This window comes from Streptomyces sp. NPDC090032 (assembly GCF_044748025.1).
Taxonomy (GTDB): domain Bacteria; phylum Actinomycetota; class Actinomycetes; order Streptomycetales; family Streptomycetaceae; genus Streptomyces.
Genome location: NZ_JBIVFF010000002.1, coordinates 590170 through 608987, shown reverse-complemented (window position 1 = coordinate 608987; position 18818 = coordinate 590170). Strand labels below are relative to the sequence as shown.

Annotated in this window: 19 protein-coding genes; 7 read left to right on the top strand and 12 right to left on the bottom strand. The window is 71.1% G+C overall.

Annotated elements, in window-relative coordinates; all coding sequences use genetic code 11:
- Positions 1-3: 3 nt before the first annotated feature.
- The 3 genes from ACIPWY_RS06500 to ACIPWY_RS06490 form a co-directional block, all read right to left on the bottom strand.
- Positions 4-771: a GntR family transcriptional regulator gene (locus tag ACIPWY_RS06500; RefSeq protein ID WP_362900322.1), complete on the bottom strand. Its 768-nt coding sequence runs from the start codon at positions 769-771 to the stop codon at positions 4-6.
- 80 nt (positions 772-851) lie between these two features.
- Positions 852-1277, bottom strand: a complete 426-nt coding sequence (locus tag ACIPWY_RS06495) for a hypothetical protein (protein ID WP_393698815.1) — start codon at positions 1275-1277, stop codon at positions 852-854.
- 320 nt (positions 1278-1597) lie between these two features.
- Positions 1598-2509: a D-2-hydroxyacid dehydrogenase family protein gene (locus ACIPWY_RS06490; RefSeq protein WP_393699016.1), complete on the bottom strand. Its 912-nt coding sequence runs from the start codon at positions 2507-2509 to the stop codon at positions 1598-1600.
- Positions 2510-2720: 211 nt separating this feature from the next.
- Between ACIPWY_RS06490 and ACIPWY_RS06485 the strand changes: the two genes are divergently transcribed.
- Complete coding sequence (locus tag ACIPWY_RS06485; protein WP_393698813.1) at positions 2721-3542, top strand: endo alpha-1,4 polygalactosaminidase; 822 nt, start codon at positions 2721-2723, stop codon at positions 3540-3542.
- Here the strand turns inward: ACIPWY_RS06485 and ACIPWY_RS06480 are convergent.
- The 3 genes from ACIPWY_RS06480 to ACIPWY_RS06470 form a co-directional block, all read right to left on the bottom strand.
- On the bottom strand, positions 3521-4318 hold the full coding sequence (locus tag ACIPWY_RS06480; RefSeq protein WP_362900327.1) for a 4'-phosphopantetheinyl transferase superfamily protein: 798 nt from the start codon (positions 4316-4318) through the stop codon (positions 3521-3523). The genes ACIPWY_RS06485 and ACIPWY_RS06480 overlap by 22 nt on opposite strands.
- A 105-nt stretch (positions 4319-4423) precedes the next feature.
- Positions 4424-5128 (bottom strand): ribonuclease H, encoded by a 705-nt coding sequence (locus ACIPWY_RS06475; RefSeq protein ID WP_393698811.1) that lies wholly within the window; start codon positions 5126-5128, stop codon positions 4424-4426.
- Between the two features lie 75 nt (positions 5129-5203).
- Positions 5204-5806, bottom strand: coding sequence for a TetR/AcrR family transcriptional regulator (locus tag ACIPWY_RS06470; protein ID WP_362900331.1), 603 nt, complete (start codon positions 5804-5806; stop codon positions 5204-5206).
- A gap of 151 nt (positions 5807-5957) precedes the next feature.
- Here ACIPWY_RS06470 and ACIPWY_RS06465 point away from each other — a divergent pair, with 151 nt between their 5' ends.
- The 4 genes from ACIPWY_RS06465 (at position 5958) to ACIPWY_RS06450 (ending at position 11591) form a co-directional block, all read left to right on the top strand.
- Positions 5958-7382 (top strand): cytosine permease, encoded by a 1425-nt coding sequence (locus tag ACIPWY_RS06465; protein ID WP_362900333.1) that lies wholly within the window; start codon positions 5958-5960, stop codon positions 7380-7382.
- A 43-nt stretch (positions 7383-7425) separates the two neighbouring features.
- The gene (locus ACIPWY_RS06460) at positions 7426-9078 is read left to right on the top strand and encodes an amidohydrolase (protein ID WP_401532382.1); all 1653 of its coding nucleotides are present in this window, start codon (positions 7426-7428) and stop codon (positions 9076-9078) included.
- A gap of 270 nt (positions 9079-9348) precedes the next feature.
- Positions 9349-10317: a hypothetical protein gene (locus ACIPWY_RS06455; protein WP_393699014.1), complete on the top strand. Its 969-nt coding sequence runs from the start codon at positions 9349-9351 to the stop codon at positions 10315-10317.
- A gap of 428 nt (positions 10318-10745) precedes the next feature.
- The gene (locus ACIPWY_RS06450) at positions 10746-11591 is read left to right on the top strand and encodes a nitroreductase/quinone reductase family protein (protein WP_362900338.1); all 846 of its coding nucleotides are present in this window, start codon (positions 10746-10748) and stop codon (positions 11589-11591) included.
- Between the two features lie 109 nt (positions 11592-11700).
- On the opposite strand, the gene ACIPWY_RS06445 is transcribed toward ACIPWY_RS06450, so the two are convergent.
- Entirely contained in the window at positions 11701-12207 is a 507-nt protein-coding gene (locus tag ACIPWY_RS06445; RefSeq protein ID WP_362900340.1) for an FBP domain-containing protein, read from the bottom strand.
- 340 nt (positions 12208-12547) lie between these two features.
- Here ACIPWY_RS06445 and ACIPWY_RS06440 point away from each other — a divergent pair, with 340 nt between their 5' ends.
- Positions 12548-13753, top strand: coding sequence for a cytochrome P450 (locus ACIPWY_RS06440; protein WP_362900342.1), 1206 nt, complete (start codon positions 12548-12550; stop codon positions 13751-13753).
- A gap of 45 nt (positions 13754-13798) precedes the next feature.
- A complete protein-coding gene (locus ACIPWY_RS06435; RefSeq protein WP_362900787.1) occupies positions 13799-13993 on the top strand; it encodes a ferredoxin in 195 nt (64 codons plus the stop codon).
- A gap of 19 nt (positions 13994-14012) precedes the next feature.
- Here the strand turns inward: ACIPWY_RS06435 and ACIPWY_RS06430 are convergent, their stop codons facing one another.
- The 5 genes from ACIPWY_RS06430 to ACIPWY_RS06410 form a co-directional block, all read right to left on the bottom strand.
- On the bottom strand, positions 14013-14885 hold the full coding sequence (locus ACIPWY_RS06430) for a universal stress protein (protein ID WP_362900344.1): 873 nt from the start codon (positions 14883-14885) through the stop codon (positions 14013-14015).
- An 89-nt stretch (positions 14886-14974) separates the two neighbouring features.
- Positions 14975-16249 carry a hypothetical protein gene (locus ACIPWY_RS06425; RefSeq protein WP_401532380.1) on the bottom strand — a complete coding sequence of 425 codons (1275 nt, stop codon included), beginning with the start codon at positions 16247-16249 and terminating at the stop codon, positions 14975-14977.
- Between the two features lie 129 nt (positions 16250-16378).
- Complete coding sequence (locus tag ACIPWY_RS06420) at positions 16379-17773, bottom strand: FAD-binding oxidoreductase (RefSeq protein WP_393698805.1); 1395 nt, start codon at positions 17771-17773, stop codon at positions 16379-16381.
- Positions 17774-17831: 58 nt separating this feature from the next.
- Complete coding sequence (locus ACIPWY_RS06415; RefSeq protein WP_362900348.1) at positions 17832-18284, bottom strand: ATP-binding protein; 453 nt, start codon at positions 18282-18284, stop codon at positions 17832-17834.
- Positions 18285-18427: 143 nt separating this feature from the next.
- On the bottom strand, positions 18428-18799 hold the full coding sequence (locus ACIPWY_RS06410) for a peptidase inhibitor family I36 protein (RefSeq protein WP_362900791.1): 372 nt from the start codon (positions 18797-18799) through the stop codon (positions 18428-18430).
- Positions 18800-18818 lie beyond the last annotated feature (19 nt).

The following is an 18818-nucleotide window of genomic DNA, read 5'->3' as shown; positions in this document are numbered from 1 at the left end:
CGGTCAGGTGCGGGGCCGTACGGGACCACGGTGGACCAGGGCCTGCAGGGCGAACCGGTCGGCCCGCACGCGCAGGGTCTCCGCGTCCACAGGGCGGCCGTCGGCGAGACATGTGAGGCGGTCGATCGCGAACAGGGCTGCGCCCTCGGGGATTTCGAGGAGCCGAGCGGTGTCCGGTTCGGCGGTGACGGCATGCACGGTGACCTCCGCGCTGCCCAACCGGTGTCCCGACGTCTCCTCGATGAGGTCGAAGACGTCCCGGTGGGCCAGATCGCAGTCGAGGAGGGGCCGACCGATGTCGGGGGCGAGCCACGTCGAATCGACCGAGAGGGGCCGGCCGTCCAGGCTCCGCAGGCGCTCCAAGTACACGGCCTCGGATCCGTCGGGGAGCCGGAGCCGTTCGGTGACCGCCGTCGGTGCGTGCGGCACGGTCCGGGCCGCACGCACCTCGTTGGTCACGGTGCCGTGGTCGACGAGCGTCTCCGCGAGGCCGGTGAGGCGTTCGAGTCCGTGCCCGTACTTCGCCGTCACGACGCGGGTGCCGACACCGCGCCTGCGGATGATCAGCCCCTCGTCGGCGAGCAGCGCGAGGGCTTCCCTGATGACGTTGCGGGTGGCGCCGAGCGCATGGCCGAGCCGGCGTTCGTCGGGCAGCAGTCCCTGTGCGTAGACACCGGAGGTGATCTGCTGCCGAAGCGTGTCGGCGGCCCGCCGCGCCCGCTCGGCCCGGGGCGGCGTGCCGCCGGGGCGCTGGAATTCCTCGTCATGCATGGGGTGGTTCGGCACCGTTCGTCACCTGCTTCCGGGCCCGAAGCTACCCCACCGCCCACACCTTCCGCGTTACGCCGAAGTTACGCCACCCCTCGTGACCTGCGAAAACCGTTGAGCTGGGGTTTTGACGCCGGATTTCGGGGTTCCGCCGGGCGCGCACGTGCTTCCTCAGCGCCGGAACGCGTCCGCGTGATCCTCGGCCCACTGCACGAAGGTCCGGCGGGGCGGCCCAGGACGCGGGGGACCTCTTGGGTGACCGGCGCGCTGTGGCCGACCGAGTGGGCCAGATAGCTCAGGAGCGAGTCGACAGCCGCTTCCTTCATCCAGGCGTGCACGGACAACATGGCCTGTTTCGCCGCTTCGGGGCCGATCTCCTCGAAGCGCAGGGGGCGTTCGAGCGCCTGCCCGAGGTTCTCCACCTGTTCGGCCATGGCCAGTCCCTCCGGGCCGGTCATCGAGAGCGCCTGGCCCAGGAGGTCGTCGTCGAGGAGCGCGCGTACGGCCACGTCGGCGATGTCGGCCTCGTGGATGGGGGGACGTGTCGGCTGGGACAGGCGGTGCGAGGAAGCTTCTCGCGCACGACGGGTTCTGCGGGGACGGAGCACGGCCCCGTCACAGGCGCGTCCGACCAGCCACCAGTCCTGGGCTTACGGCTCGGCGACGGAGCCACCCAGGCCGAGGACCGCCGCGGCCGCCACCGCCACCTTGATCCAGCGCCGCATCGTCCCTGCCCCCGTCACCGCCGATCGTGCGGCCCCCCGTGGCCTCGCACGTACCGCCGCCCTGCCGTTCGCCCCGCGTCCGGCCCGGGCCGCCTCTGTCCTGCTCAGGCCGTGAGGGTGCGGACCGGACTCCCCGCCAGGAACGCCTCGATGTCCTCGACCGCGCCCTCGAAATAGCCTTCGTAATTGCGGCGGGTGACATAGCCGAGGTGCGGCAGGCCGAGGAAGTTCGGGGCGCTGCGCAGGGGGTGGTCGGCCGGGAGCGGCTCCGTCTCGAAGGCGTCGGCGCCCGCCCCCGCGATCCAGCCGTCGCGCAGGGCACGCACCAGAGCGTCCTGGTCGACGATCGCGGCGCGCGAGGTGTTGACCAGGTAGGCCGTGGTGCGCATGCGTGTGAGTTCCGCCGCGCCGATCAGCCCGCGTGTGCGGTCGCCGAGCACGAGGTGGACGGAGACGAAGTCGCTGCTCTCCAGGAGCTCCTCCTTGGAGTGCGCGAGGCTGACGCCGGCCGCCCCCGCGCGCTCTTCGGTGAGGTTCTCGCTCCACGCGGTCACCTCCATGCCGAAGGCCTGGCCGACGCGGGCGACCTTGGTGCCGATCTTCCCCAGCCCGAGCAGGCCGAGGCGGCGTCCGTGCAGGTCGGCGCCGAGGGTGCTCTGCCAGGGGCCCACGTCGCGCAGGGCGTTGCTCTCGCGCACCACGTTCCGCGCGAGGCCGAGGATGATCGCCCACGTCAGTTCGACGGCCGGCTCGGAGTTGCTGGCGGTGCCACACACCGTGACGCCGTGCCGAGCCGCTGCGGCCAGGTCGATGGCGGCGTTGCGCATCCCCGAGGTGATCAGGAGACGCAGCTGCGGGAGGCGGGCGAAGAGGGTGTCCGTGAAAGCTGTGCGTTCCCTCATCGCGACGACGATCTCGCAGTCGCCGGCCGCCGCGACGACCGCGTCCTCGGTCGGCAAGTGGCGTTGCAGGGACCGGACTTCGACGTCCGTCCCCACTCTGGTCCAGTCCGCCATGGACAAGGCCACGCCTTGGTAGTCGTCGAGCACGGCGCAGCGCAGCCTGGTCAATGCAACTCCCCTGTAGGGTCCGGTACCGGAAACACTAATGGCTCCCCCGAGGTGGCCCCGCGACGGCCTCGCCCGAGCACACCTGCCGGGTCGGTGTTCAGCCAATTCGAGATCTTGATCACCGCACGCACATCGCTCCACGGGATCAAATGGGGGCATGGCGTCACGCGACACGAACGTACTCATCTCTGCCCTGATCACCGTCCTGCTGTCCTCGCTCGTAGCCGGGTGCTCGCCCGACGGTGGGAAGGCCGGAGGCGGTGGGGACAACTGGAGTCCACCGCCCCGGCACACGGGCTTCGACTACCAGATCGGTGGCGTCTATCCGCCCGCGAAGGACGTCGGCGTGGTGAGCCGCGACCGGGCGGCGCAGCCCGCCCCCGGCCTGTACAACATCTGCTACGTCAACGCCTTCCAGGCACAGCCCGACGAACGGGACGACTGGCCCGCCGACTTGCTGCTGCACGACCCGAACGGCCGGATCGTCATCGACCGGGACTGGGACGAACCGCTCCTCGACATCGGCACGGCGAAGAAGCGCGAGCGCGTGGCCGCCCGCGTCGGCCCCTGGATCGACGGCTGCGCCGACGACGGCTTCGACGCCGTCGAACCGGACAACTACGACAGCTACACACGCTCGAAGGGCTTGCTGAGCGCACAGGACGCGAAGGCGTTCATGTCGTTGCTGGTGCGGCGCGCACACCGGAACGGGCTCGCCGTCGGCCAGAAGAACACTGCCGAACTGGTCTCCAGCGGCCACGAGTTGGGAGTCGACTTCGCCGTCGCCGAGGAATGCGGCGCCTACGACGAGTGTGGTGTGTACGCGAAAGCCTTCGACGACCGGGTCGTGGTGATCGAGTACACCGACACCGGCCTGCGCAAGGCCTGTCGGGCATTCGGGGAGCGGTTGGACATCGTCCGCAGGGATCACGACGTGACGGCTCCCGGCGGCAACGGCTATGAGCGCCGCACCTGTTGAGTGGTGTGCGGGTACGAGTCGGGCAGGACGCGCAGGACCGGCGGTGTGGTGTCCCGCAGGGCGACCGCGGCGGCGTGTGTGTCGCGCTGCGGGCCCGGGTCGAGCGAGTGCAGGGACCAGCCGGCGGGGTGGACGGCTCCGCGGCGTGGACGGTCGCCCACGTAGTCGGCGTCCAGAGCGCGCCCCAGGCCGACACCGACGCCCTTGAGGTAGGCCTCCTTGCGGGACCACACCCGGCAGAAGGCCGCGGCACGCGACCCGGCCGGGAGCGCTGCCACATCGGCGCGTTCCGCCGGATGCAGCTCCTTGACCAGGCCGTCCACGGTCCCGGGGTCCGGCACCCGCTCGGCGTCCACGCCGACGGGGCTTCCCGCCAGGCCGATCAGGACGAGTCCCTCGCAGTGCGAGAGGGAGAAGTGCAGCGGCGGGCGAGGGCCGGGCAGAGCCGGGCGCCCGTGCGGTCCGCCGCACTGCGGACACGGCTCGCGGGTGAACCGGACACTCCCCGGCGAGACACCCAGGCAGGCACCGAGGAGCCGGCGCAGGGAGATGTGCGCGGCCCGGTACAGGTCGCGGTCCGAGCTCCGTACGAAGGCGGCGGCCCGGGCGCGCTCGTCGGCATCGAGGACGGAGTCGTCCAGTGCGGGCTGCTCCCCGCGCTCGGGCGTCCTGAGCAGCCACAGGGACGGGCGACCGTCCCAGAGACCGGGGGTCGCCGGGACCGCGGGGTCACGGGCGAGGTCCGGCTCGGGCGCGCGGTCCCGTTCCGGGCTCACGCGGATCCCGGCGTCACTGTGCCGCCTGCCATCACGGTCGCGCCCGCCCTCGCTGTGCCGCCCGCCCTCACCGTGGCACCCGCCGGCCCCCGCAGCCCGACCGGTTCACTCCGCGGCGCCCGCGCCCGTACGGCATTCGGGGTGGCCCCAGCCCTTCGGGTTCTTGGCGATGGGCTCGCCGGCCGCGTAGGACCGGCCGCAGACGCAGCGGCCCGGGAACTTGGCGTTGAGCGTACGGGTCGAGGCCGTCTTCGACCGGGCCGAGGCCTGCTTGGGCTTCCTCTTCGACGGGCCGGCGGCCGTGTCGGGTGACGGCGGCGGTTCCGGGGACCCGTAGTCGGTGCCCGCCGGTTCCTGGACGACGGCGGCCTGGCTCGCGGCCCGGTCGGCGAAGTCGTTGAGCCGGTCGCCGTCGACCTGGTGCGCGGGGACGTAGCGGAACTCGACGGCGCGCCCTTCGAGCAGCGCGTCGATGCGGGTGACCAGTTCCTGGTTGGCGACCGGCTTGCCCGCCGAGGTCTTCCAGCCGTTGCGCTTCCAGCCGGGCAGCCACGTCGTGACGGCCTTCATCGCGTACTGGGAGTCCATCCGGACCTCGAGCCGCTCGCCCGGGTCCGTGGCGGTGAGGAGGCGCTCCAGAGCGGTGAGCTCCGCGACGTTGTTCGTCGCCGTGCCCAGCGCGCCCGCCTCCCAGCGGACCGGGGTCTCCCCGCCGTCGGCGATGACCCAGGCCCAGCCTGCGGGCCCTGGATTTCCTTTCGACGCCCCGTCACACGCGGCGATTACGCGATCTGCCATGGCACCGATCATGCCAGTGCCGGTGAGCGGCGAACGCCGCACCCCGTCGCCGGCCCCCGGCATGCGCGCGTCGCGCCCGCACCGCCGTCAGGCCCGCTCCACCAGCCGCTCGGCCGCGGAGCGGGCCGTGGCGAGTACCACGGACCGCTCCGCGCCCCGCTGGCCGATCACGATGCGTGTACTCAACCCGTCGAGCAGGGCGAGGAGTTGGGAAGCACGCTCGGCCGTGTCGAGGGGTGCGAACCGCCCCTGCCTGACCCCCCTGTCCAGCAGGGTCTCCAGGTCCTCCTGCCAGCCCCGGTCCAGCTCGTCCTGGGCCTGGCGCAGCGCCTCGTCGGCGGAGGTGCGGGCCCACAGCTCGATCCACAGCGTCCAGCGCGGGTCACGCGGGCCGCGCGGCAGGTACAGCTCGACGAACTGGTCGAGCTTGCGCTCGGCGGTGACACGCCGGGAAAGGAGCGCCCGGCGTTCGTCGGCGAGGCTGCTCTCGCTCCAGCGCAGGGCTTCCAGGAGGAGGCGGTCCTTGCTGCCGAAGTAGTACAGGATGTGGCCGCCGCTGGTGCCCAGGCGCTTGCCGAGCGCCGACATCGTGAGCGATGCCAGACCGTCCTCGGCGATGGCCGTCATCGCCTCCTCGAGCATCCGCTCCTGGGCGAACTGCCCGTCGCGCCGTCGCGCCGTAGCCGCCACAGCCGCGCCTCCCTGATCCGTGGTCCCGACACCCATGACCCTATCCGGCGAATTCCGCGAGGGGTCTTGACGTATGCGACCAGGAGGCGCATCTTGAATGCCGTTCAAGGAATTAGAACGATATTCAAGAACAACATGCAAGGACGGCGGGATGACACAGCAGCACACCGAGGAGGCCGGACCCGCGCAGGCCGGACCGGCGGTCGCCGCCACCGGTGACGAGGTCTTCCAGGTCGAGACCCACGGGATCGACCCCATCCCCGACGAGGAGCGGCACGGCGGCGCGAAGGACCTGTTCTGGCTCTGGTTCGGCTCGAACCTCACCTTCACGTACGTCATCAACGGCGCGCTCGCCGTGTCCTTCGGGCTCTCGTTCTGGCAGGCGACCGCGGCCGTCGTCATCGGCGGCCTGGCGTTCTTCGCGATCAGCGCCGCCGGACTGAGCGGGATCCGCACCGGCACCGCGACCCTGGTGATCTCCCGCGCGCCCTTCGGCGTCCGCGGGAACTGGCCCGCCGGTCTGCTCAACTGGATCGTCTCCATCGGCTACACGATCGTGAACACGGTGGTCGGCGCGCTCGCCCTCGAAGCGTTCTGCGCCGACCTCGGCTGGCACGGCTCCACCGCCCGCGCCTTCGCGCTGGCCGTCACGATGGTGCTCACCTTCGCCGTCGCCCTGTGGGGCCACGCCACCGTGCAGTTCGCCGAGCGCTGGATGGCGTACATCCTCGCCGTGGGCTTCGCCGCACTCCTCGTCTTCCTGATCCCGGGCGCCGACACCGGCGCGTCGAGCGGCGGCGTCCCCGGCGCCTCGGGCTGGAGCCTCGCGTTCGTCGTGATGCTGGCGGGACCCTTCTCGTACGTCCCGATGCCCGCCGACTACACGCGCTACCTGCCGCGCACCACCTCGCTGCGGTCGATCACCTGGAGCGGCGCGCTCGGCGGCCTCGTCTCCTCGGTCGCGCTCGGTGTCGCGGGCGTCGCCGCCGCCACCCAGGCCGACATGACGGACGCGGTGGCGGGCACCGAGGGGCTGCTGCCGGGCTGGTTCCAGCCGCTTTTCCTCGCCCTGGTGCTCGGCGGCTCGGTCACCAACTCGATCATCACGCTGTACTCGTCGAGCCTGAACCTCCAGGTCCTCGGCATCCCGTGGAGCCGGTCCAAGGCGATCCTGATCAGCGCGGGCGTCACCGTGGTGGGCTCGCTCTACGCCCTGTTCCTCACGGACTTCACCGACTCGCTGCTGTCGTTCCTGTCCCTGCTGATCATCGTGTTCGCACCGTGGGGCGGCGTCTTCCTCGCCGACATGGTGATGCGCCGCTGCCGGTACGACGCCCCGTCCCTGCACGCCGGCCGCGACGGCGCCTACTGGTACCGGGCCGGCTACCACCCGGCCGGCGTCGTCGCCCTGCTCGCCGGCATGGTCTTCGCCTCGCTGACCTGCGACTCCGAGCTCTGGACCGGTCCCCTGGTCGCTCCGCTCGGCGGCGCCGACCTGACCCTGCTCGGCTCGGTCGTCTCCGCAATCGTGTACTGGGCGCTCGCCCGGCGGACCGTCACCCCTGTCGTCGCGTAAACCTTCCCCCGAACGACCCGTATCACCACAGGAGTTACCCCTCATGTCCCAATCCCCCGCCCCCGCCGACCTCGTCCTGCGCGGCGCGCGCGTCCACACCGTCGACCCGGCGCTGCCCGAGGCGCAGGCTCTCGCCGTGCGCGACGGAAAGATCGTCTGGCTCGGGGCCGACGCGGACGCCGAGGCCTGGACGGGGCCCGGCACCGAGGTCGTCGACGCCGGAGGAAAACTGGTCCTGCCCGGCTTCATCGACGCGCACAACCACGTGCGGCTCGGCTCCGACGACGCCTGCGTCCAGCTGGCCGGCGCCGACACCCTCGACGAGATCCATGACCGGATCCGCGCGTTCCGGGCGGCGCACCCCGGGGCGGCCTGGATCGAGGCGGAGGCGTTCGACTACTCGGCGATCCCCGGCGGCCGCATGCCCACCGCCGCCGGCCTCGACCCGGTGACCGGCGACACCCCCGCGTTCGTCCTCAGCTACGACGTGCACACCGCCTGGCTGAACACGGCCGCGCTACGCCGCCTCGGCATCGACAAAAGCCGTACGAGCCTGCCGTTCGGCGAGGCCGCGACCGACCCCGACACTGGTCAACCCACCGGTTTCATCAAGGACTTCGCCGTGAAGGGCCTGTCCCGCGACGGGCACCGCGCGCTCAAGGAGATCGGCGTGCCGTGGGCCTCGGCCGACCGCCAGTACGGGCGCCTCGCCAAGTCCCTCGACGACGCGATCCGCTTCGGCATCACGACCGTCGTCGAACCGCAGAACTCGCTCGACGACCTCGATCTGTTCGAGCGCGCCCGCGCCGAGGGCCGGCTCCGCTCGCGGATCGTGGCCGCGCTCTTCCACCCGCGCGGCACCACCGACGCCGACCTCGACGACTTCGCCGCCGCCGCGCAACGTCACGCCGACGACCGGCTGCGCGTCGGACCGCTGAAGCTCTACATCGACGACGTCGTCGAACCGCGCACCGCGGCGCTCCTGGAGCCTTACACCGGCTGCGGCCACCACCGCGGGGAGACCTTCTACCCGCCCGAGGAGTTCGCGGACCTCCTCGCCAAGCTCGACGCGCGCGGCTTCCAGTGCTTCGTCCACGCGACCGGTGACCGCGGCATCCGCACGGTCCTCGACGCCGTCGAGCACGCCCGTACGGTCAACGGTGAGCGGGACGCCCGCCACCAGGTCGTCCATGTCGAATGCCTCGACCCGGCCGACACCGCGCGCTTCGCCGCACTCGGCGTGGTCGCGTGCATGCAGCCCAGGCACTGCGCCCCCGAGGTCGCCGGGCCCGGCAAGGACTGGGCGGAGAACGTCGGCACGGACCGCTGGCACAAGGCCTGGCCGATGCGCAGCCTGCACGAGTCGGGCGCGGTCCTCGCCCTCTCCAGCGACTGGAACGTGGCCGAGATGGACCCCATGGTCGGCATCTACACGGCGGTCACGCGGCGCCCGCTGGGCGGCGGTGAGCCCTGGATGCCCGGCGAGACCGTGGACGTGGAGACCGCGGTGTACGGGTACACCATGGGTTCGGCGTACGCCAACTTCCTTGAGCACGAGCGGGGTTCGCTGAGTGTGGGCAAGGCCGCGGACTTCGTGGTCCTGTCCCGCGACATTCTGCGCGCCGTGCCGGAGGACATCCCCGGCACCGTGGCCGAAACCGTCGTCGTCGGTGGCAGGATCGAGCACCGCGCCTGAAAACCCATCCCGGAGCCCGCGCACAAAAGGGTCGATTAGGAGGGATAAAGTAGCGCGTCAACCTTCGTCCGCCCGTGCCGCCTCAGGAGAACCTACGTGACCTCAGCGACCGCCCCGACCGAATCCGCAGCAGACGTCGCATCCGAAGAGGCCGTCCCGGCGCAGGCCGGGCCCGCCGAGGACAACATCTGGGTGCCGGGCGGGACCCCCGAGGACGTCACGGACGACGTCCCCGAGGAAGAGCCGCAGGACACCGCACCGGTCTCCGACCTGGTCGCCGAGGACGCACGTGCCTTCGGTGTCTACGCCCGGACCGGCGGCTGGGCGTTCGCCCTGATGGTGGCGCGCAGCGTGCGTCCCGGCGGACAGGCGGTGGGTGAGACGCCGAAGATCTCGGCCCGCCGCTTCAGCGAGCTGGCGGGCTGCTCGGCGGAGCGCGTCATGCGCTACTACAAGGCGTGGGACAAGGCGGCCGACGACGGACTCGTGCCGCACTTCGAGGCACTCACCCCGGGCCAGGACGTCGAACTCCCGGACTCCGACGCCTGGTTGACGTACTACGCGTCGCGTTCCATCGCCGTGTCACCGCGCGGCCACGCGATCTCGGCGGCAGCCGAGGCCGAGGGCATCCGCCCGACCAAGGCCCTGGAGGTCGCCGAGAACCCGACCGCGCTGCGCGCCGCGATCCTCGCCGACCCCGGCACCGCCGAGGCGGCCAGGAAGGCCCTCATGGACCGCCTGGAGGAGGACCCCGCCCTGCGCACGGAGCTGGTCAGGGACATCGTGCGCACCGACGACCTGAAGAAGGCCGTAGCCGCCGAGGCGAAGGCCGGCGACCGGGTCGAGTACGTACGTCAGATCGCGGAGAACGGCCAGATCAAGACAGCCGCAGGACAGAAGATCGAGGCACCGCGCGAGCTGCGCGAGGAAGCCGAGCGCCACCTCTCCCTGATCGACGAGCTGGACGACGACGAGGAGGCCGGCGAGTGGGCGCGTGAGGCGTACGACAGCGTCCGCGACCTCGTCACCAAGACCGTCGAGAGCGACCCCGACCTCCGGGTGAAGGAGCGCAGGGCGAAGTTCTACAACAGCCTCCAGAAGGCGACGAAGGTCTTCGAGGAGCTCACCCTCGACGACGCCGAGGACGACGTCTACGAGGACGACATGCTCAAGCGCCTGGAGGACCTCCAGCAGGCGATCGCGTCCTGCATCTCGGCCATCCAGGCCAAGGTCCAGTAGGAAATCCGAAGCCCCCACCGGACGGCCGGGCGCCGACGAAACGGGAGGGGCCGTGGGGGCATGTACGCGCGGAGCCACCAGCACCACGTACAGGCAATTCGGCTCGCAGCAGGAACATGTAGAACAGCGAGCATGTACATGCCCCCACGGCCCCGCACCCAAAGACACACCGGCGCAGCGACCCGAGCCGCTCCGGAGAACGCACCGCAGCAGAACCACCACCCCCTCCCAGCCCACCCCGAAATCGCATTGCCGCCACACGTGCGCATGAACTAGGGTCTCGCCCCGTGACTGCCGGGTCGGCCTTGGGCCATCAACGAGTAGGGCACCCGGCCTCCGAGTGAGGCCGGGGCGGGCGCGAGGCCCGCCGATCTTCTTTTGCTTCCGCGAACCAGATTTCTCGTATGTCCCGGAGACGAAAGAAGAGAATGCCCAACGATTTCAATCAGCACGTCATCGACGAGTTCCGAGCCCATCGCGGCCGGCTCTCAGGCCCCTTCGAAGGTGGCCGGATCCTCCTCCTCACCACCACGGGAGCCCGCTCGGGCGCCGCACACACCACGCCGGTCGGATACCTCCCCGACGGCGGCGAACGCGTCCTGGTGATCGCGTCGGCCGGCGGATCCCCCAGCCACCCGGACTGGTTCCACAATCTGGTGGCCACCCCGCGCGTCACGGTCGAGGACGGCGTGTTCACCTACGAGGCGGAAGCCGAGGTCCTGACGGGAGCCGAGCGCGACGCCGTGTTCGCCCGGGCGGTCGAGCGCGATCCCGGCTGGGCGGAGTACCAGGCGAAGACCTCCCGCGTCATCCCCGTGGTCGCGCTGCGGGCCATCGCGAGCGGGCCGCCGAACGTGACGGGTGCGACGTCATGGGGTGACGGGCTCAAGGCCGTCCACGACGGGATCCGGCGTGAACTCGGCCTGATCCGCAAGGAGATCGCCGAGTCGGGCCCGGGCCTCGGCGCCCAGCTCCGCGTCAACTGCCTCACGCTCTGCAAGGGACTGCACAACCATCACGCCGGAGAGGACGCCGCCCTGTTCCCGTTCATCGGCTCACGCCACCCCGAGCTCGGCGCGGTCCTGGAGCTGATGCGCGAGGAGCACGAGCGGATCGCCGCGCTCCTCGCACGACTGCAGGAGACGGTCTCCGCCGACGACACGGACCCCCGCCTGGTGCTCCCCGAGGTGGAGCGGCTCACCGGCGAACTGGAGCGGCACCTGCTTCACGAGGAGGAGCAGCTGATCCCGCTGCTGGACGCGGCAGCGATGTAAGGGCTTCCCGCCGAGACTCCGGGTCCCGGTAGGACCTCCCGCCGAGACTCCGGGCCCGCCAGGACCTCCCGCTCAGAATCACCACGGTTGGGCCACCTGCCCCAACCGGTCACGCGGACTCGGTGACCTTCGCGGTGAAGGCGTCCAGGTTGCCCGTGGCGCGGGCGATCCGCTCGTCGAGCGAGAGCGACTCCTCGTAACGGCCCGCCCTCAGCTTGGGCTGCCGCTTGCCGCGCAGGTAGAGCGAGCAGGCGAGGTCCGCGCAGAGGTAGATGCCGACGGTGTTGCCCTCCCGCCCGCGTGCTCCGGCCAGGGGCGCCGCGAGGAGGGCGACACCGGAGGAGGCGTGCCCGGTCAGGCACACCTGGCAGATGCTGGACTTCACGGCGCTGGTCCGGCTCACCGAGGGGACCCGCAGGGTGATGCCGAGGGGCCCGCCGGGGCCGGGGCGCACGAGGTGGGCCCGCAGGGGCGCCCCCGGGTCGATCCAGCCGAGAAAGTCCAGGTCCTCCCAGGGGAGCTCGGCGAAGTCGAGGGGAAGCTTCATCCGGGCCGCCTCACCCTTCGTGCAGTTCACGAAGGACGCCCGGATCTGTTTCTCGTTCAGTGGTTCCACGTGCGGCGACGATACCTACCGCCACTCGCACAGGCATCCGCTTTTCCCTGCGGGCGCAACCGGCACGGGCACGGACGGAGCACGGACGACGGGGCGCGAACAAGCCGCGCCACGCCCGAGGACACCCCATCGGCTCAGGCCGTCCGGCACATGCCCCGTCCCCGTCGCAGGCCCGACGACATGCCCCGACCAGACAGAACGCGCCCTTGCCCGAACCGGAACAACGGGTTCGGGCCAGATGACCCTCATGGGCGGACTGGCCTGTCTTCGAGTGGACGAGTGGATGCCTAAGGCATCTAATGAAGATCACAAGGAAGACTCACCGCCTGCGAGGTCAGCCATGACCGTGACACCCCCCACGCCGGACACCGTCGCCTTCCCCCAGGACCGCACGTGTCCCTACCACCCGCCGGCCTCCTACGATCCGCTGCGCTCGGCGCGGCCCCTTTCCCGCGTCTCGCTCTTCGACGGGCGGACCGTATGGGTGGTCACGGGCCAGTCGGTCGCACGGGACCTGCTCATCGACCCGCGCCTGTCCACCGACCGGGAGAACCGCGCCTTCCCGATGACGACGGAGCGCCTCGCCCTGTCCCGTAAACGGAGCGTCGCCCTCCTCGGAGTCGACGACCCCGAGCACAACGCACAGCGCCGCATGCTGATCCCGAGTTTCACCCTCAAGCGGATCACGGCGCTGCGGCCCCGCATCCAGGAGACGGTCGACCGGCTGCTGGACGCAATGGTCGAGCAGGGGCCCCCGGCAGACCTGGTGAGCGCCTTCGCGCTGCCCGTGCCGTCCATGGTGATCTGCTCGCTGCTGGGCGTGCCCTACGCCGATCACGACTTCTTCGAGGAGCAGTCCCGGCGGCTGCTGCGAGGGCCGGACGCGTCGGACACGGAGGCCGCGCGCGAGCAACTCGACGCGTACCTGGGCGCGTTGATCGACCGCAAGCGGCGTGAGCCGGGTGACGGGCTGCTCGACGAGCTCATCCACCGCGGGCCGGACAAGAAGGAGATCGACCGTGAGGAGCTGATCAGCCTCGCCACGATCCTGCTGATCGCGGGACACGAGACCACGGCGAACATGATCTCCCTCGGCACGTTCACTCTGCTCAGGCACCCGGACCGGCTGGAGGAGCTGCGCTCCGCCGACTCGCTGCTGCCCGCCGCGGTCGAGGAACTGCTGCGCTTCCTGTCCATCGCCGACGGCATCCTGCGCGTCGCCACCGAGGACATCGAGGTCGCGGGCGAGACCATCCGGGCGGACGACGGGGTCATCTTCTCCACCTCGCTCATCAACCGCGACGGCGACAGTTTCACGGCCCCCGACTCCCTCGACTGGCACCGGCCCACGCGCCAGCACCTCGCGTTCGGCTACGGGGTCCACCAGTGCCTGGGGCAGAACCTGGCCCGGGCCGAGATGGAGATCGCGCTGCGCTCGCTGTTCACGCGGCTTCCTGGGCTGCGTCTCGCGGCGCCCGCCGAGGAGATCCCGTTCAAGCCGGGCGACACGATCCAGGGCATGCTGGAACTCCCGATCACCTGGTGACCCCGACTTAAGAACCGAACCCGAGCCGTGGGAAAGGCGCAGACCGTGCAGATCCGGATCGACAAGGACAGCTGTGTGGGCGCGGGCATGTGCGCGCTGACGGCGCCGAACGTGTTCACGCAGGACGACGACGGCTTCAGCGAGGTGCTGGAGGGCCGCGACGACGGCGGCGGTGACCCGCTGGTGCGGGAGGCGGCCCGCGCCTGTCCGGTGCGGGCCATCACCGTCACCGACGACTGAGGCCGAGCGGACCCGGCACTCAGACGGGCGGCACGACGGCCACCGGGCAGGGCGCGTGGTGCATCAGGGCATGCGCGACGGACCCGATCCGGGACCCGACGGCCGAGCGGCGGGCGCGGCGGCCCACGACCACCAGCTGAGCCCCCGCGACCGACGCGAGAAGCACCTGGCCTGCACTGCCGATCTCGACGTGCTCCACCACCGGCACGTCGGGATACCGCTCGCGCAGCGGTTCGAGCGCCTCACCGAGCGCCTTCTTCTCGTACGGCTCCATGCCGCCGGCCTCGTCGAGCAGCTTCAGCGAGGCGGGGCTGTACGCGTAGAGCGGCGGGAGTGTCCATGCGCGTACGGCCTTGAGGGTCGCGCCGCGTGCGGACGCGGTGGCGAAGGCGAACTCGAGGACCGCGCGGCTGTCCTCGGGCGCGCCCTCCTGGCCGACGACGATCTCGCGGCCCGCAGCCTCGGGTTCGGCCCGGTCGTCGGCCCTGACCAGGACGACGGGCCGCGCGGACTCGGCGATGACCTGCTGCCCGACCGAGCCGACCAGGAAGCCGACGAGCGCGCCGTGTCCCCGGGAGCCGAGGACGAGGAACTCCGCGTCGGCCGCGGCACCGAGGAGCGCGGGCACGGCATCACCCGACGGGGACTCGGCCGTCACGGACAGCTGGGGGTGGCCGCTCGCCACGGCGCGCACGGCCTCCTCGGCCACACTTGTGGCCCACTCGGCCTGCGCCGCGACATCGGGCGCGGACGCCGCCACGTCCGGCACCGGGGACCAGGCGTGCAGCAGCCGCAGCGCGTATCCGCGCCGTACCGCTTCACGCGCCGCCCATGCCGTCGCGGCCGAGCTCTCCGGCGATCCGTCCACTCCCGCGGTGATCCAGCGGTCCATGCGCCTGCCTCTCCGTCACTGATCGAGTCCCGATCAGTGTGCGTCAGCGGGACCGACGACACGTCAGGACGCCGGACACGCGCCCGGGCCTAGGCGCCGTTGCGTGCGGCGCCCCTCGGTGCCGCGACCGCGTCGCCGAGGAACTGCGACCAGCCACCCGCGGGCGCCTGTCCGACCTCCAGCGAACGGAGCCGGTCGAGCACCTCCTGGTCCTGGGCGTCCAGCCAGTCGACGAACTGCCGGAAGGAGACGAGGCGTACGTCCTTCTTGTCGGCGATCTCCTTGAAGGCGGCCTCGACGGCGTCCATGTAGATCCCGCCGTTCCAGTCCTCGAAGTGGTTGCCGATGAAGAAGGGCGCCCGGTTCGTCTCGTACGCCCTGTTGAACCCCGCGAGGTACGACTGGGTGGCCTGCTGGCGCCAGCCCGCGTAGTTGTAGGACGGCCCTCGCGTGGAGTTCTTCGACTGGTTGGCCAGGATGTTGTAGTCCATCGAGAGGACCTCGAAGGTGTGGCCGGGGAACGGGATGCCCTGGAGCGGCAGGTCCCACAGGCCCTGACGCTTTTCGGGCCAGCGCTGGACGCCGCCGGGCGACGAGGCGTCGTAGCGCCAGCCGAGCTCGCGGGCGATCGGCAGCACGTTGTCCTGGCCGAGCAGGCAGGGCGTGCGGCCGCCGATGAGTTCCTGGTCGTAGTCGAACGGCAGGGGGTCGTGGTCGTGCCAACCCGTGTTCGTACGCCAGGTCTTGACGAACGAGCTCGCCTGCTCGATCTCGCTGCGCCACTGCGCGGGCGTCCAGTTGGCCACGGACCCGGAGCCGGCACAGAAGTGGCCGTTGAAGTGCGTGCCGATCTCGTGGCCGTCGAGCCAGGCCTGACGGACGTACTTCAGCGTCTCCTTGAGGTGCGCGTCGGTGAGGTACCCGATGTCGGAGGCGCCGACGGGGTTGTTCGGCGGGTCGTAGAGCCGTTTCTTCGACTCCGGCAGCAGATAGAGACCGGAGAGGAAGAACGTCATGCGGGCGCCGTGGTTCTCGGCCAGTTCGAGGAAGCGCGGGAAGAAACCCTTGCCGACCTCCCCCGCACCGTCCCAGGAGAAGATCACGAACTGCGGTGGCGTCTGGCTGGGTTCGAGGGGGACGGGCGCCTCGGGCTGCCTCGGCTGCTTGCCGGTGTACGCCGTCGAGCCGTCACCGATCAGCCGGGGCGCGATCTCCGGGCGGGTGCCCTGGTCGGGGCGGTCGGGGCCCGCGGGTGGGCGGGCCGTGTTCTTGCCTGTCCCGCATCCGGCAAGGCCCGCGGCGGCGGCACCCAGGCCGATCCCGAGTCCAAGACCCACGGCTCCTCGGCGGCTGATCTCACTCATCGGCATCCCAACCCGCGTCCGCGAGGGACGCGTTGCGCAGCCCCCCTGACAACACAGGCACCGTAAGTCGGATAAGCATACAAATAGTTCATTTAGGTCGGCGCGCCGGACAAAGCGCCGCTCAAAGGGTCAGCCCGCGTCGGGCTCGCCGACGACCTTGCCCGGGTTGAACAGGTCCAGCGGATCAAGGGTGTTCTTCACCGCGCGCTGCACCGAGCAGACCTCGGGACCGAGTTCCTGTCGCATGCCGCCTCGCTTGAGCAGGCCAACGCCGTGCTCCCCGGTGACGGTGCCGCCCGCGGCGACCGCGGCGCCGAGCAGCTCTTCGAACGCGGCCTGCGCCGCGCGGCGGGCCTCGGCGTCGCCGGGCGGGGTGATCAGGAGCGGGTGGAGGTTGCCATCGCCGGCGTGCGCGATGGTCGCGATCCGCACCCCGTGCCGCTGTCCGATCTCTTCGACGGTGGCGAGCATGGCGGGCACGGCCGATCGGGGTACGCAGATGTCCTCGGTCAGCACGGGCCCCAGGCGTTCGAGTGCCGGATAGGCGAGCCTGCGGACGTCGAACAGGGCCTCGGCCTCGACCGCGTCGGTGGACTGTTCGGCCCAGAGCGCTCCCGCCTCCGCGAACGCCTCGGCGACCGCCGCCGCCTCCGCCTCGCCCGCGTCGCCGGGCGCGTCGATCCGCGCCAGGAGCAGCGCGGCGGCGCCGGGTTCGATCCCGAGGTGCTTCCAGTCCTCGACAGCCTGCATGCAGTGGCGGTCGAGGAGTTCCAGGGCGGCGGGCTCAAGGCCCCGCCGGGTGGTGAGCGCGACGGCGGCGCCCGCCGCGACGAGGCCGTCGAAGGCGCCGACGACGGTGCGGGGCTCCGCGGCGGGCGCGGGACGAAGGCGCAGCGTGATCTCGGTGATCACTCCGAACGTGCCTTCCGAGCCGACGAACAGGCCGGTCAGGTCGTAGCCGCTGACACCCTTCGTGGTGCGCCGGCCGAATCGGACGCGGGTACCGTACGCGCCCGCGGGCCCGCCCATCACGGCTTCGAGCCCGAGCACGTAGTCACGGGTGACGCCGTACTTGAGGCAGCACAGGCCGCCGGCGTTGGTGGAGACGTTGCCGCCGATGGTCGACCAGGGGGCGCTGGCGGGGTCCGGCGGGTACCAGAGGCCGTGCTCGGCGACGGCCGCCTTCAGGTCGTTGTTGACGACGCCGGGCTGTACGACGGCGATGAGGTTCTCGGGGTCGATCTCCAGGATGCGGCTCATCCGCGAGAGGTCGAGGACCAGGCAGCCGTCGGTGGCGTTGGCGCCGCCCGAGAGCCCGGTGCCGGCGCCGCGGGTCACGACGGGTACGGACAGTGCGGCGCAGGCACGCACCACCTGCTGGACTTCGTCGGCGTCCGTCACCCGGACCGCCGCGAGTGCTCGACCGACGGGCGCCCATTCCGCGTCGTCGTGGCTGAGCCCGGACAGCACGTCGCCGTCCTCGATCAGCGCGAGGCCGGGCAGCGCCTTGGCCAGGTCGTTCAAGAGCTCGCGGTCGGATCCCGTGTCGATGTCGTCGTCTCCTCGCGCGAGAACCGTTCGATTACGGTCGCAGTCTAAAGACGGCCCTGATCCACTTCCCGACCGGTACCCGCTCCACGATGACCTCGGTGGCGAGGGCGTGGACTATCTCGAGCCCGTGCCCGCCGATGCGCGCGGGATCCCTGACGAAGCGACGGGGCACGGCGGCGCTGCTGTCGTAGACGGTGACGGCCACGTGGTCCCTCGAACCCTCGAGATCGAGGACGTACGGTCCGTGGCTGTGACGGTCCGCGTTGGTGACGAGCTCGCTGACCAGGAGCAGCAGATCACCGCGGGACCTGGCGTCGATCAGGGCGCACCACTCGGACCCCAGCTGCTCTAGGAACACCTCGGCGAAGGCGCGTGCGTCGGCGATGCAGCCCGGCTCCCCGGTGTACTGCGTCGCTCGGCGCAGCGGCTCGACGGGGTCGGCAGCACCGGTCGGCATCAGCACTCCGTCCAGGTACTCGGTCATACGGTTCTCTCAATGGGATCGGTCGGCACAGTAACTCCCCTGCAGACCTCCTGATACCCAGTGGCGCGTGCGGCAGTCATAACCGGCCGGAAGGGGCGGCATGGGACTCCGCCCCTTCCGGTCCGGTCACGCGGTGCGTGAGGTCAACAGCTCATTTTCCACGTGTGCGAGTCGCCGCTGTCGTTGCCCCAGCTGTCGGAGGCGATCTCCTGGCCCGGGGCGAGGCAGACGGTGCCGAGACCGACGAGGCCCGGGTTCTCGTAGACCTGTACGTGGTCCTTGATGCCGGGGCCCGAAATTCCATGGTTCGCCCAGGAAGAGTCCTGGTCCTGGATGGGGTCCTCCCAGTCGTGATCGTCGCCCGACCAGTTGGTGCGCTGCCCGCCGAAGTCCGCGTCCGTCCAGGCGCAGAACTGGCCGCTGGGGCACGAGGCACCGAAGGCGGAGGACGAGGTGGCGACGGCGCCGCCGAAGGCGAGCGCGACAGCCGCGAGGAGCGCGGCGGAGTTCTTGATGATCACTGTGCTTCTTTCT

Excerpts from the sequence above, each read along its gene's own strand:
- ACIPWY_RS06500 (WP_362900322.1), bottom strand. The coding sequence starts at position 771 with ATGCATGACGAGGAATTCCAGCGCCCCGGCGGCACGCCGCCCCGGGCC.
- ACIPWY_RS06490 (WP_393699016.1), bottom strand. The coding sequence starts at position 2,509 with ATGGCGGACTGGACCAGAGTGGGGACGGACGTCGAAGTCCGGTCCCTG.
- ACIPWY_RS06485 (WP_393698813.1), top strand. The coding sequence starts at position 2,721 with ATGGCGTCACGCGACACGAACGTACTCATCTCTGCCCTGATCACCGTC.
- ACIPWY_RS06475 (WP_393698811.1), bottom strand. The coding sequence starts at position 5,128 with ATGATCGGTGCCATGGCAGATCGCGTAATCGCCGCGTGTGACGGGGCG.
- ACIPWY_RS06465 (WP_362900333.1), top strand. The coding sequence starts at position 5,958 with ATGACACAGCAGCACACCGAGGAGGCCGGACCCGCGCAGGCCGGACCG.
- ACIPWY_RS06460 (WP_401532382.1), top strand. The coding sequence starts at position 7,426 with ATGTCCCAATCCCCCGCCCCCGCCGACCTCGTCCTGCGCGGCGCGCGC.
- ACIPWY_RS06450 (WP_362900338.1), top strand. The coding sequence starts at position 10,746 with ATGCCCAACGATTTCAATCAGCACGTCATCGACGAGTTCCGAGCCCAT.
- ACIPWY_RS06440 (WP_362900342.1), top strand. The coding sequence starts at position 12,548 with ATGACCGTGACACCCCCCACGCCGGACACCGTCGCCTTCCCCCAGGAC.
- ACIPWY_RS06430 (WP_362900344.1), bottom strand. The coding sequence starts at position 14,885 with ATGGACCGCTGGATCACCGCGGGAGTGGACGGATCGCCGGAGAGCTCG.
- ACIPWY_RS06425 (WP_401532380.1), bottom strand. The coding sequence starts at position 16,249 with ATGAGTGAGATCAGCCGCCGAGGAGCCGTGGGTCTTGGACTCGGGATC.
- ACIPWY_RS06415 (WP_362900348.1), bottom strand. The coding sequence starts at position 18,284 with ATGACCGAGTACCTGGACGGAGTGCTGATGCCGACCGGTGCTGCCGAC.